Annotated in this window: 12 protein-coding genes; 8 read left to right on the forward strand and 4 right to left on the reverse strand. The window is 27.7% G+C overall.

Annotation, left to right across the window (positions count from 1 at the left end):
• The first annotated feature begins 14 nt into the window (after nucleotides 1-14).
• From yidC to Q0J69_RS03335, 4 genes are all read left to right on the forward strand, one after another.
• Entirely contained in the window at nucleotides 15-1,859 is a 1,845-nt protein-coding gene (gene yidC, locus Q0J69_RS03320; RefSeq protein ID WP_297204307.1) for a membrane protein insertase YidC, read from the forward strand.
• 61 nt (nucleotides 1,860-1,920) lie between these two features.
• Nucleotides 1,921-2,628: an RNA-binding cell elongation regulator Jag/EloR gene (gene jag / locus Q0J69_RS03325; RefSeq protein WP_297204308.1), complete on the forward strand. Its 708-nt coding sequence runs from the start codon at nucleotides 1,921-1,923 to the stop codon at nucleotides 2,626-2,628.
• Between the two features lie 129 nt (nucleotides 2,629-2,757).
• Nucleotides 2,758-4,440 (forward strand): GerMN domain-containing protein, encoded by a 1,683-nt coding sequence (locus Q0J69_RS03330; RefSeq protein WP_297204310.1) that lies wholly within the window; start codon nucleotides 2,758-2,760, stop codon nucleotides 4,438-4,440.
• 66 nt (nucleotides 4,441-4,506) lie between these two features.
• Nucleotides 4,507-4,839, forward strand: a complete 333-nt coding sequence (locus Q0J69_RS03335; RefSeq protein WP_297204312.1) for a rhodanese-like domain-containing protein — start codon at nucleotides 4,507-4,509, stop codon at nucleotides 4,837-4,839.
• Nucleotides 4,840-4,907: 68 nt separating this feature from the next.
• On the opposite strand, the gene Q0J69_RS03340 is transcribed toward Q0J69_RS03335, so the two are convergent.
• Nucleotides 4,908-6,494 carry a peptide ABC transporter substrate-binding protein gene (locus Q0J69_RS03340; protein WP_297204314.1) on the reverse strand — a complete coding sequence of 529 codons (1,587 nt, stop codon included), beginning with the start codon at nucleotides 6,492-6,494 and terminating at the stop codon, nucleotides 4,908-4,910.
• Nucleotides 6,495-6,654: 160 nt separating this feature from the next.
• Between Q0J69_RS03340 and Q0J69_RS03345 the strand changes: the two genes are divergently transcribed.
• Both Q0J69_RS03345 and Q0J69_RS03350 read left to right on the forward strand, forming a co-directional pair.
• Nucleotides 6,655-7,311, forward strand: a complete 657-nt coding sequence (locus Q0J69_RS03345) for a hypothetical protein (RefSeq protein WP_297204315.1) — start codon at nucleotides 6,655-6,657, stop codon at nucleotides 7,309-7,311.
• Entirely contained in the window at nucleotides 7,274-7,588 is a 315-nt protein-coding gene (locus tag Q0J69_RS03350; RefSeq protein WP_297204316.1) for a hypothetical protein, read from the forward strand. Before Q0J69_RS03345 ends, Q0J69_RS03350 begins: the two co-directional genes overlap by 38 nt.
• 50 nt (nucleotides 7,589-7,638) lie before the next feature.
• Here the strand turns inward: Q0J69_RS03350 and Q0J69_RS03355 are convergent, their stop codons facing one another.
• Nucleotides 7,639-9,243 carry a peptide ABC transporter substrate-binding protein gene (locus tag Q0J69_RS03355; protein ID WP_297204317.1) on the reverse strand — a complete coding sequence of 535 codons (1,605 nt, stop codon included), beginning with the start codon at nucleotides 9,241-9,243 and terminating at the stop codon, nucleotides 7,639-7,641.
• A gap of 154 nt (nucleotides 9,244-9,397) precedes the next feature.
• Between Q0J69_RS03355 and Q0J69_RS03360 the strand changes: the two genes are divergently transcribed.
• Nucleotides 9,398-10,630, forward strand: a complete 1,233-nt coding sequence (locus Q0J69_RS03360; protein WP_297204319.1) for an RsiV family protein — start codon at nucleotides 9,398-9,400, stop codon at nucleotides 10,628-10,630.
• On the opposite strand, the gene Q0J69_RS03365 is transcribed toward Q0J69_RS03360, so the two are convergent.
• Nucleotides 10,616-11,482, reverse strand: a complete 867-nt coding sequence (locus Q0J69_RS03365) for a tetratricopeptide repeat protein (RefSeq protein ID WP_297204320.1) — start codon at nucleotides 11,480-11,482, stop codon at nucleotides 10,616-10,618. The genes Q0J69_RS03360 and Q0J69_RS03365 overlap by 15 nt on opposite strands.
• A gap of 129 nt (nucleotides 11,483-11,611) precedes the next feature.
• On the opposite strand from Q0J69_RS03365, the gene Q0J69_RS03370 reads away from it, so the two are divergent.
• Nucleotides 11,612-12,763, forward strand: coding sequence for an iron-containing alcohol dehydrogenase (locus Q0J69_RS03370; protein ID WP_297204322.1), 1,152 nt, complete (start codon nucleotides 11,612-11,614; stop codon nucleotides 12,761-12,763).
• Between the two features lies 1 nt (nucleotide 12,764).
• Here Q0J69_RS03370 and Q0J69_RS03375 read toward each other — a convergent pair whose 3' ends face one another.
• The gene (locus Q0J69_RS03375; protein ID WP_297204323.1) at nucleotides 12,765-13,628 is read right to left on the reverse strand and encodes a ribonuclease H-like domain-containing protein; all 864 of its coding nucleotides are present in this window, start codon (nucleotides 13,626-13,628) and stop codon (nucleotides 12,765-12,767) included.
• Nucleotides 13,629-13,631: the final 3 nt, after the last annotated feature.

Raw genomic sequence — 13,631 nt, forward strand, 5'->3', positions numbered from 1 at the left:
AGCTTAAATAGTTTATGAGCAATAATAAAAGGATGGTTATAGCAATTGGGCTTTCAGCTATAATACTTTTTCTATATATGTTCTATCAGGCTAAAACAGTTAAGCCTGTATATAGTTCAAATTCGACTGCTGTTAATAATACAAATACGGCTAGTAATAATATAAATCCATTGTTAGATACTTCACAAATGCAGAAAGTCGTAAAAATTGAAAATACTAATACTATTTCAGATACTAAAAAAGTTTTAGAAAATGAATATGTTATAGCAGCTTTTCAAAATGGTTCTCTTTACTCTTATAAATTAAAAAATTATTATCCTCAGGATATGGGAAGAGATTATACCAATGAAATTATAGATATGGTTGAACAGGTATATGAAAATATATATCCTTTTACAGTAACTTTTCAAAATCTTTCCAATTCTATTGCTGTTCCTGAAAATTTAAATTATGAATTAGTTTCTGCAAATGATAATTCTGTAAGCTATGCTGCTGATACTATTATAAATGATGCAGCTGTAAGAATAACAAAAACTTTTAGTTTTGGAGAGGACCCTTATCAATTAAAAAATTCTGTAACAATAGAAAATATTGGTGAAAAAGATTTGGATATGTTTTATTCATACTTTTTAGGTACAGGCATAGGTCCTTATAGAACTGATAAAAATTCTATAAGAGAAGATGCAACCAGAGCCCAATATTTGACAAAAGGGAATGGAAAAGCTAAGATACTGCTTACAGGAGATATAGTAAAAGATAATATAATAACAAGATTATTTGGTTCTTCAAGCAGAGGAATTAAAACTAATCAAATGAGATATCGTATATATGAGGGAGAAGATAAATGGGCAGCATTAAATAATAGATATTTTGCTATTATTTCATCTCCTGTAAATTCAAATGACACAGTTTTTGAAACTATGACATTTTCTGAACCTTCAAGTAATGAATATAGAAATGATTTTCATATAGCTAATTTAGTTTCTAAACATAATATTAAAAAGGGTTCATCTATAACTGATAATTATTCTGTTTATATGGGACCTAAGGTTAGGAGTATTTTTTCAAATTATTATGCTGAAGAGTCTTATGAGTCAATATTTGGAGAATATATTTTAAGACCTTTTATATATGTATTAAATATAATTTTGAATGCTTTATACAATGTAACTAAAAACTATGCTTGGGCAATAATATTGTTTACATTGATATTTAAAATAGTAACTTTCCCATTAAACAATGCTTCCTATAAATCTATGAAAAAAATGCAGTTGGTTAATCCTAAAATAGAGCATATAAGAGAACAGTATAAGGATAATCCAGAAAAATTAAATGCTGAAATAATGGCTATATACAAAAAAGAAAAAATTAATCCATTAGGCGGATGTCTTCCTATGCTTTTACCATTTCCTTTGCTTATAGCATTCTTCTATCTTATGCAGTCTATGGTAGAATTGAGAAATACTCCGTTTTTATGGATAACAGACCTTTCTTCTCCAGATAAATTATTTGTATTTCCAGCAAGTATACCTATATTAGGCGGATTTAATTTTAACTTATTTCCTATAGTTATGGCTATAACAAGTTATTTGAGCATGAAACTTCAGCCTTCATCATCATCAGGAACATCAGGAGCAGCAGCTGCACAGATGAAAATGATGACTACTATTTTTCCTCTTATGATGCTTTTTATGTTTTATAATTTTGCAAGCGGACTTGCATTATATTGGACGGCACAAAACGTATTCGGGGTTATTCAGCAGTTTATAACTTCAAAATTGGATAATACTAAAGAAAATAATACAGCAGAAGAGGAAGTAAAAGTAAGTGTAAAAAAGAAAAAAAGAAAAAAGAAATGATTTTTAACAAATTAAAGAATAATAAAAAATATTATTCTATCATATAGAAAGGAGTTATACTATGTTAGTAAAAGAGTTTAGCGGTAAATCAGAAAAAGAAGCCATTAGTAAGGCACTTGAAGAACTTAATCTTACAGAGGATCAGGTTAGAATTGAGGTAATAGATAAGGGCAAGCGTAATTTATTTGGATTTGGGGAGGAATCACCTACTGTTATACGTGTTTATTATGAAGAAATTTCTACAAACTTGGGTGAGTTTCAGTCTATAGTATCTAATATATTAAAATATATTGGAGTTGATGCGGAGGTTACAGCTAAAGAGGAAAGTGAGAAAAGAATATATATTAATATTTCTACAGAAGATTCTGGTGTGCTTATAGGTAAAAAAGGTGCTACTTTGGAGGCTTTGCAGTTTATTATATCATTAATCGCTTCTAAGAAATTTAGTGATGAAAATGAAAGACATATCATATTGGATGTTGATGGATATAGAGAAAGAAGAGAAGAAACTCTAAAACATATAGCACGTCAGGCTGCTCAGCAGGCTAAAAAAACTAGAAGAGTAGTTGCTTTAGACCCTATGTCCCCTTATGAGAGAAGAATTATACATTTGGAACTTCAAAATGATCAGGATGTTGAAACTAAAAGTGACGGAGAGCCGCCATACAGAAGCGTTAAAGTTTATTCAAAAAGAAAAGGCGGATATAATAATAAAAGATACAATGACAGGGGCGGATATCATAAATCATCATACTATAAAAATAGATAATATTTAAAAATACTATATTTAAGGAGGTGCTTCTGCAGTGCCTCCTTTTTTTATAATAAATAAATTCTAATAGCATTCTTTTTTTTATCGATAATAGAAACAGTACATAATTCTTTGGAGTGTGATAAAGTGCCAAGATACGAGCAGCTTAAAGCTAAATCTAAAGGTATAACATATACAAGACAAATCAGAAATGAAAGTAAAGAGATAAATTTAAAAAAACCGCTAATTATATCCATTGCTTTTATCGCTGCAGTTGCTGTTATATTTTCTGTTGTTAAAAAATATTCTCCTATGGTTGATATAGCGGTGAAAGATTTTTTCAGCATCAATCACAGAGAGGCTTTGGCTTTAGAAAGCGACGGTATATCAGAAGATGCTGACAAAATGAGTTTTTTGAGCAATATACCCTTATTTAACTTTTTTATAAAGACGGATACTAATGAAACTTTATCCATTATGACTTATGAAACTAATTCAAAAATAGAAGCCGCATTGGATAATAATAGTTTTACAAATTCAAATATAATAAGCAGAGAATCCCTCCTTCCTTTCTTTAATAATACAGGAAGCAATAACTCTATTTTATATGACAGCGATTATGTAGATTACGGCAATAATCATGCTTCTGTTTTGTTTTCAAATAATAATACCGCAGAAGATACGAATAGAAATGTGGGAGAGAGTACAAATAGCAAAGTATCAGAAAACAATTATGATAAACCCCAGAACTATTTAGAACAGATAATATTAGAAAATAGAAATAAACAAACTGATAATAATAGTTATACAGAAAATACAAAAACAAATAGTACAAAGAAAGATAATACTGTTATAGCATCGAAAGAATCTAGCATATTCAATGATATTTTGAAGCCTAAGCAAAATACTAGAAGAGAAACCACAACAATGAAGCCTTCAGCAACTACAACTTTTAGCACTAAAGCTCCAAGTTATATGAATACTGATAAGCAAAATGATAATACTCAAAAAGAATATGATTTTGATATAAATGATTATTTGAAAAAAAATAACGGTGAAAGAATAATAAATAATAGAGATGAAAATAGAAAAGATATTCAAAATAATAATTCAGTTAGTGATAGAAAGCAGGTAATTCAAGATTCTGTTTATTCTATTACCAATTCTTTGGATAGGGCTAATGTTGATTATAATAGAGTTATAAATGATATGGTGAACCCTTCAAAAACTGATAATAATAATATATATCAAAAGCCTAATAATAATTTTGTAAAAGAAGATACTAGCAAAGTAATAAATAACAGCATAAGTAAAAAAGATATTATGCAGAAAGCACAGAATGATATTAATAATTATAATATAAGAAAAGCAAATAACAGCATCACTAGAGATTTGCATGAGAGAGAATTAAAATCAAGCGATGAAGGAATATATTTAGTTGAATATAATGAGAATACTGGTTCTATAACATTAATATTTAGAGAGAGAAAATTTAATAATAGTTCATCTATTGAGGAGGCTATAAGAGAACTTCTTAATGGTGCTACTGATGCTGAAAACAAAAGAAATATAATAAGCTGCATACCTAAGGGTACTGAGCTATTAGATATATTTGTGGAAGGCAATACAGTATATTTAAACTTTAATGAAGATTTTGAATTTAATCCTTTGGGTAATGACGGAACTATGGTTCAGATTTATCAATTTGTATATACTGCTACTCAGTTTAAAGATATAGATAATGTTATATTTTTAATAAATGGTCAGTTAAATGAAACTATAGGCTCTGAAGGTGCTATAGAGAATATGCCGTTTAGAAGATTTGAATAAATTTGATATTTATTTATATTGTGGTATAATCCTTGTCCATATATTATAAATTAAGGATAAAAACGTATGATAAAATCAGTGAATATTGAAGAGGCGGCAGAATTGATAAAAGCTAATGATGATATTCAATTATTAGATACTAGAAGCGATATGGAAGTTGAGGTTACAGGTATTATAGAAGGAAGTATTTTAGTTGATATAGTGAATAATCATAATTTCGATAAAATAATATCAAATTTGGATAAAGAAAAAAAGTATCTAATTTACTGTGCAAGCGGGGAGAGGTCTGGTCTTCTTTCTATGTATATGGATAAAAATGGATTTTTAAAAATTTACAACTTGAAAAATGCAGGATATAGTCAATTAGCTATGGCTTTAAAAGATATTAAAAAAGGATAATATTTTAAATTAGCTGACAACTAAATGCATCGATTATCAGCTAATTATAAATTATATCTTGCTATTATTTATTTTATATATGAATAGAAAAATCTTCTTATTTCTAAAGTGTCAACAGAAACATCTTTAAGCTTAGAGTTTTGCATAGAAGGTGAAGTATAATGATAAATAGGTATAAAAGCCATATCATCTCCTATAAGCATGTCTTCAGCCTTATGCATGTTTCTCATTCTTATATTATTATCAATAGTGTTTTTTGCCTCTAATATAAGTTTATCATATTCTGGATTATTGTATCCTACTCTATTTCCTGCACTGCTGCTTACAAAGAGATCAGCAAAAGTCATAGGATCAAGATAATCTCCTATCCAATCTGCTCTGCATATTACATACTGTCTTGTTTGTCTATTTTTTTGAAACACAGACCATTCTTCTTGAGTTATAGTCATATCTATATTTAGATTTTCTTTCCACATTTGCTGCACAGCCTCCGCTATTGTTATTCCAGTTCCTGGATTGGTTTTAAACTCTAATACTGGAAAATTAACACCATTGCTGTATCCTGCTTCAGATAAAAGTTTTTTAGCTTCTTCTATATTCGATGCATAATCTTCTTTTTTTACGCTATAATATCCTCCGCCGTTTTCTCTAAAATCTCCGTTAGTATCCTTTAATCCGTAAGGTATGAATGCAGCGGCGGGTATTTCCCCTCCTTTTGTAATGTTTTCTACTATGTAGTTTCTGTCTATTGCCAATGCTAAAGCTCTTCTTACTCTTTTATCTTTTAAAACTTCATTAGTATTATTTAAAGCATAATAAGCTGTTCCAAGCGAAGGAGTTATAACTAAATATCCTTCTTCTTTCAAAATATCCATATCTGCAGTAGGTATTTTATATGAATATAGTATTGAACCTTCCTTTATGGCAGCATAAGCAGTAGCTACATCAGAAAACATTATAAAGTCTATCTTTTTTGCCACTATTGCATCTTTATTCCAATAGTTAGTATTTATTTCTAATGATATTATTTCATCAGGTTTTCTTTCTGTCATTCTGTAAGGTCCGTTTCCTATATATGTATCAGGAGAAAAAGTCCAATCATCACTTATAAAGTCTTCACGAAGAGGAGAAAATATAGGTATGGCAGCTAATTCAAGAAAATAGGCAGTAGGTGTTTCAAAATTAACAATTAATGTTTTTTCATCAATAGCCTCAACCCCCAATTCTTCTATAGGGAGTTCTCCTTTCATTATTTTAGAAGCGTTTTTTATAGGAGTTATCAAAAAACTATATGAAGATGCTGTTTTAGGATCGGCAAGCCTTCTAAATGAATATACGAATTCACTTGCTTCTACATTCTTACCGTCAGACCATTTAGCATTATCTCTAAGATGAAAAGTCATAGTTAGTCCGTCTTCTGATATATCCCAGCTTTCTGCTGCTCCTCCTACAATATTATTATCTTTATCCTTTGTAGTAAGTCCTTCAAATACATGTACGGCATATATCATACTGTCAATAGCTGATAAAAATGACGGATCTATGCTTTGAGGCTCAGCTCCAATACTCACTCTTATACTCTCATTATTTGATTGTTTATTTGAGCATGCTATTATTAATATAGTAATTAGAAGTAAATAGATTATTTTTTTCATATACTTATCCAATGTAAAATTATTATGTTAACAATATAATACAAAATATTAATATTTGTCAATAACTAAATATTTTTTTTATAAACTTAATATATAATATTGATTTTTTTTTATTATTATATATATTAATAATGAAAGCATATTTATAGGGGGTAAAACTGTGGAAGATATTATAAATAATATAGAAGACAGTATAGTATACCAAGAAAGAGAAAAAGAATTAATAGATAGTTGGAAGAAAATAAATGATCCTCTATATAATAAAATAATAGATGATTTAGAATCAATACCTTTTCTGCAAAGCCAAATAAAAGATTTAAATACTTTATTAGGTGAGTTAAATAAATCTAATGAAAATTTAGAACATTCCAATAAAGAATTAAAATTAGAAATCGAAAAATTAAATAAAGAAAATTTAAAATTAAAATTATTAAATAATTTAGGTACATGCCAATATCCTCCATATATGGTTTCTGATATGATAAAAGAAGTGTATAATATATATATATCTAGCCATAGAATAACATTTATAGCAGAAGAAAATAAATTTTTTAGTAATAAAAATATTGTGCTTAGAATACCAAGAAAAAAAAATAGTAAGCAAAAATATTCATCTACTGTTATTTTTTCATTACTTGGTGTTATAAAGATAATATCAATAGTGAAAAAAACTTTATCAGATAATATTGATAAAATGATAGAAAAAAATATAAATAATGAAAAAGAACCAATTAATATAGAAACACATATCGAAAATATGAGAAATGGAATATTAGAAGATGAAGATTTGTTACACAAAATATGCACTTCAAAATAAAAAAGAATTTGAAACAGATCCTTATTTATGTTTAGTTCTAAATAGATTAGAAAAAGCTATAAGAGAAGATCCTACTATAAAAAAATCTAGAAAATCGCCTATAAAAATAAATGATGAAATTAGTATAGACTTATATTATAGATCTTGTCCATCAAATTCACCTAATTTTATGTATGTTTATTTTATAGTTATTAATGATGAAATACATATTGTTAGTATAATTAATTCTATAGAAAATCCTGATAATAATGAACAATTAAATTTATTTGATAAATAAAAAAATAGAGCCTGATTATCAGACTCTATTCTATTAGTTTTTATATTTAATTATTCCATATAAGCATAATTAAATCTATGTCTTCCCAATGGATTTAATACCACCCCTTTTAATTTAGGGTCTTTAATGAAAGAGTCTGTTCTATAATAAAGAGGTATTATAGGCATTTCATCCAAAAGTATAGCTTCAGCCTCTTTCATATAGTTCATTCTAAGACTATTATCTTTATTTTGTTTTGCAGATAATATTAGATTATCATATTGAGCATTACTGAATCCAGTATGATTTACCCCGCCGTAGCTTATCATTATATCAAGCATTGTCATAGGATCATTATAGTCCCCAGTCCATCCCATTCTAGCCATTTGATAATCTTTTTCTAATAAAGATTGAAGCGTAATAGGAAACTCCTCTTGCACTAATGAAACATTAACATTTAAATTTTCTTTCCACATCTGCTGTATAGCTTCTCCAACTAATACATAAATACCAGGTGAAACTTTTAATTCTATAACAGGATAATTCTGACCATTAGGATATCCAGCCTCAGCCATTAATGACTTAGCTTTCTCTATATTAGCAGCATAATTATCAGTATCTATATAGTTTGTAGTTTCTTCTCTAAACTTTATTTCTTCGCCTTTAACTGCAGGAGGAACAAAAGCACCAGCAGGTATCTGTCCGCCCTTTGTTACATTTTCTACTATGTATTTTCTGTCTATTGCAAGAGCTAATGCCTGTCTTACTCTCTTATCTTTGAAAGCTGCATTTGTTATATTCATTTCTATATAAAAGGTACCTATAGCATCATTATTGGTAATATATCCGCTATCTTTTAAAGATTCTATTTCAGCAGAAGGAGGTTCTAATGCAGAGAAATGAATATTTCCTGATCTTATTCCTGCAATAGCAGTATTAGGATCGCTCATAAGTATAAAATCTATTTCAGGAGGAATTTGTTCATTTTGAGCATAGTAATTAGTATTAATATCAAAAACTATTTTTTCATCGGCTAATCTTTCTATCATTTTATAAGGTCCGTTTCCAATATATGTTTCTGGTTTTAATGTCCATTCATCTCCGTACTTTTCTATAATATCTTGTCTTACAGGGAAAAATACTCCAGTAGAAGCTATAAAGTCCAAAAAGTAGCTTGCAGGATTAGCTAATGTTACTTCAAATGTATGATCATCAATAGCTTTTACAGCTAAACTGTCATAATCCATAGTTCCTTCATTTATTTCTCTTGCATTTTTTACTATTTCTATCATATATGAATATTCAGCAGCTGTATTAGGATTAACCGCTCTTTTCCAAGAATATTCAAAATCTTTAGCTGTTACAGGTTTTCCGTCAGACCATTTTGCATTTTTTCTTATATTAAATGTGTATGTAAGTCCGTCATCGGATACACTCCAGCTTTCTGCCATACCTGCTTTTACGTTGTTATTAGAGTCTATTTTGGTTAATCCTTCAAAAGCATGATGTATATAGCATGACGCCATATTCAAAGAATTTAATGTTGGGTCTATTGTTTTAGGCTCAGGTCCCAAATTTATATATATTGGTGAAGTTTCTGCGGTATCGGTTTTTGTTTTTCCGCATGATACTATCATCAATACTATAACAGATAAAATGATTAATAGTTTTTTCATGGTTTTTCCTTAAAATAAATTTATTCTCATATTATATCATAATTTTTTTTGTGTCAATAAATAATTCTTTATATAGTAATACAGTAGCGTTGACAAAAAAAAAAGATTAATATATTATGTTTACTTATATGTTTAAGTTTTAAGGAAATAATTTATGATTAGAAAGAATATTATTGCATTAACTTTTATACTTTTAATAATATCATGTTCAAATAATAATAACATTGATAATACTCAGACTAATACTAATTTAATAGAAACAAATGAATTAAAACAAGGTGAAGAATTAAACAATGATAATACAAAAAATGATAGTTCCTATACACAAAAAAATATAGAATGGATATCTCATCACTATTACATGAAAAATGATGAAGGAGATTTCTTTTCTGTATATTTAAATGACAGATGGCCTGACAATAATTCTGAATTAATGCCTAATTATGAAAAAATAAAGGCGGCTTTTAATTATAAAAATTTAAATGATGTAAATCAATTCTATGATAAAAACAGCACTCTTGATATAACAAACAATAGAATATATGCAGAAGCTGAAAACGGCGACAGTATAGAAAGTACATATTCAAATATTACATCATTTAAAATGACTTCCAAATCATTAAATAGTTCATCAAAAGAAATAAATACAACTTCATCATTAAAAGCAGCAGTATATAACTATGCATATTCAGATGTTTCTGAAACTAATGAGTATGGAAGTGCATCAACATTCTCATATAAAGATTCTATATTTCTGCTTATACCTGATGACACCAACAAATTAGAAGCGTATGATAAAATTTCTTTTGATATAAATGAAGGTTTCAATCTAGATAATATAGAAAGAAATGAAAATTTAGAATTTGAGGATAAAAAGGGAAGCATATCAAAATTATTTGAAAATAATATGAGTGATTTTTATAATGAATGGCTAACAAATTCAGCTGACAGCTATGAATCAAGTAAATCTATCAACATAACTTATTTTAATGATAAAACTATATCTATAAAAAGAACTTCAACACTATATTTAGGCGGAGCACATGGAGTGTACAATAATTATAATTTAGTATATTCATTAGAAACAGGCGAAAAAATAGAAGTTACTAATTTGATAAAAGATTTCGATGATGGTGAATTAAAAAGTATTGTAGGAGGCTGGCTTTTATCAATAGATAATAGAACAGAAGAAGATTATTTAGTTCCATTAGATGAAATAACTTTAGCTGATACATCTTTTTACATCTATGCTGACGGAATACATTTTGTATGGCCTATATATACTATAACTCCTTATGTTTTAGGTGAAACAGAAATAGTTTTAAGCTTTAATGAAATTAGACCGTTCATAAAAGATGAATATTTATATATATTAGATACATTTTAATGAATTATCAGATGTTTTTAATTTCTGCATTTTTCTTATTTGCTTTATTGTATAATAATAATTATTATAATCTTTTAATTTATAATAACAAATAGATAAGCTGCATAAAGTGTTTATAGAATATTCTTTTGATATATTTATATGTGTATTAAAATTTTCTAAAGCATTGAAATAGTCTTTTACACCCATATATGAAAGCCCAAGATAATAGTATACATCGGAATCTTTTATACCTGCTTCTTTTGCCTCTATTAAACTTTTCAAAGCATATTTATATTTATCTATTCTGTAATATGATATTCCAAGCCATAGCTTTGAATTATAGTCATTATTATTTAATTCTATTGATTTTTCTAAATATTTAATTGCATCTTCATAATTTCCTAATTTACTGCAGCATACACCAGCTAATTTGAAATTTTCTGAGTCTTCATTATTAATATTTAAAGTATTTATAAAGTATTTTAATGCATTTTTATATTCAAACATATTATAATAAGAAGATGCAATCCATCTATGTATATTATAATTGTACGGAGATAATTCCAAAGCCATTTTTAGGTATTTTATTGCATTATTATACTGTCCTAAGTTATTATAAGAAGCTCCCAAATAGAAAAAATAGTAATAATGTATATCTGTTTTATTTTTTATGGCTATATCAAATGCCTCTTCAAAGTATTTAATAGCTTCTTCATATTTTTCAAGCATATATAGAGATAATCCTGCTCTGAAATAGTATTTGGAATTTTCTTCTATTTCTATTAATTTTATATACACTTCAAAAAGGCTTTGATAGTCTTTATTTTTGTAAAATTCTTCAGCTTTATTTATATAATATTCTTTATTCATAATAATTTATATTTTATTATACAAAACTGTACTAAATTGTCAAAATATTTTTACCATAGTAATTAAAAATTAACACTTGATATTCCGAATATATAAATACATACAAAAATTTATTATTAGAAGAATAATATGGCTATAATAGAATTTAACATACCAACAAAAATAACATTCGGAGTTGATTCTCTTGATTGTTTGGCTGACACAATAAAAAAATACGGAGGAAGAACCGTATTAGTTACTGACGGAGGTTCATTCAATCAAACAGGATTAATAGATCAAATAGTTAAAAAATTAAATGATAATTTTATTAACGTAATGGTTTATTCTGATATAAATTCAACAAGCACAAGTGATGCTGCTGATATTATTGCCAACTTGGTAAGATACAGCAGAGCAGAATCAATAGTTGCAGTCGGAGGATTTAAAATACAGAATACTGCCAAAGGTGCTGCTGTAGTTGTAACTAACAGCGGAGAGGCTTCAGATTATATTAATGGACAGCCCGTATATCATAAACCTTTGCCTATTATAGCGATACCTACAATTTTAGGTTCTTTATCAGAAATATCTACTGGTATGTGTTTGTATGATAAATATGATGAAGTAAATAAAGAAAATAATGAAGCTAATGTGTATACTACAAACTGTATAATAGATCCTACTCTTTATGCTACTGTACCTGTAAAATATACTATAAGCAGTGCATTATCTGTATTTGCTTTATCTTTTGATATATATATGAGTAATACTCTTACTGGTATAACAGAACCTCTAATAATACATTCTATGAAAACAAGTATGCAGGGTTTAAATAAACTTATAACAGACAGCAGTAATATAGATAATATAAGTATTTTGGCTAATGCCAATATGTTATGTGCAGTATCAGCATGCCATAGTAATTTGGGTGCTATAAGAGCTTTATCTATAGCTGTTAATAGTGTTTATGCTGTTAATAAATCAATGATATGTTCCATACTGCTTCCTCATATAATGGAATATTATATTACAGTTGCTGCTGATAAATATGCTGTATTAGCCAATTTTATAGAAGGTATAGACCCTGAAATGACTCCTTTTGAAATAGCTAGTCAAAGTGCTCAGTATATAAAGAAGTTTTTGCATAATATTAATTTGCCTACTAGATTAAATGAAATAAATGTTGATAGAAGTAAATTTGATAAAGTAGCAGATTTAGCATTACAGTATAAAGGCATGGATAAACTTCCTAGAGCAATGAATCATGATTCTATAATGACTATATTAGAGCAGGCTTATTAAATTAATTTTCACTTTTAGGTGCATATTTATAAGGGTTCTTATGTAATGCATCTATAAGTTTTTTATTCGGCTTATAGCCTGTTATCGCAGGAGGCATTTTATAAGGTAGAAGGGCAGAGTTGTAGCTTTCTGCATATTTATTATATGCTAAACATAATAAATGTTCTAAATTGATAGTATCAAGCAGATTATAATGTATGAGGGAATCTATTGCCGTTTCATCTTTAGTATCTTCATAATAATTCCATAATAAAACAGCAGTATATCCAGTAACTCCTTCCATATCATCGCCGCGTGAAAGTCCTACATCATGTTCTATTTTTTTTAATCCGCCAGTATATCCTAAATCTTTAAGCACAAAGCGTAAATCTATCTGAGCACATTTTATTGTTGTGTCAAAATATCTTTCTAAAAACGGTATATCAAAGCATGAACCATTAAAAGTTACAACTATAGAATAGTTTTTTATATAATCTAAAAAGTCATTTTCATTTCTGCCATGTACAAATACTTTTATATCCTTTCCATCATAGCATCCTATAACAGTTATGCTTGCTTTGGATGGTTTTATTCCTGTTGTTTCTATATCTAAAAACACAGTTTTATCCATAAAGAAAGGATATAATCTATATAAGATAGAAACTGGAAATCTTTTTAAAAAATAATTGTAGTTTTTATTTTTATAATTATAAATACTTCTAGGCAATTCGTCTTTTAAAGCATTTCTAATACTTTGAGGCATTGCATAATAATCTATTTTTTTTAATGTATCTTCCCAATCTACAGCACCTTCTTCCCATAATAAACTCTCTTTTTTGGGACCAATTCCTTCTATATGCTGATATGTCCTTTTTAATAAATCCACATA

The organism is uncultured Brachyspira sp., from assembly GCF_944388875.1.
Taxonomy (GTDB): Bacteria; Spirochaetota; Brachyspiria; order Brachyspirales; family Brachyspiraceae; genus Brachyspira.

Coding starts and splice junctions, on each gene's coding strand:
- yidC (WP_297204307.1), top strand. CDS start 15: ATGAGCAATAATAAAAGGATGGTTATAGCAATTGGGCTTTCAGCTATA.
- jag (WP_297204308.1), top strand. CDS start 1,921: ATGTTAGTAAAAGAGTTTAGCGGTAAATCAGAAAAAGAAGCCATTAGT.
- Q0J69_RS03335 (WP_297204312.1), top strand. CDS start 4,507: ATGATAAAATCAGTGAATATTGAAGAGGCGGCAGAATTGATAAAAGCT.
- Q0J69_RS03340 (WP_297204314.1), bottom strand. CDS start 6,494: ATGAAAAAAATAATCTATTTACTTCTAATTACTATATTAATAATAGCA.
- Q0J69_RS03350 (WP_297204316.1), top strand. CDS start 7,274: ATGAAGATTTGTTACACAAAATATGCACTTCAAAATAAAAAAGAATTT.
- Q0J69_RS03355 (WP_297204317.1), bottom strand. CDS start 9,243: ATGAAAAAACTATTAATCATTTTATCTGTTATAGTATTGATGATAGTA.
- Q0J69_RS03360 (WP_297204319.1), top strand. CDS start 9,398: ATGATTAGAAAGAATATTATTGCATTAACTTTTATACTTTTAATAATA.
- Q0J69_RS03365 (WP_297204320.1), bottom strand. CDS start 11,482: ATGAATAAAGAATATTATATAAATAAAGCTGAAGAATTTTACAAAAAT.
- Q0J69_RS03370 (WP_297204322.1), top strand. CDS start 11,612: ATGGCTATAATAGAATTTAACATACCAACAAAAATAACATTCGGAGTT.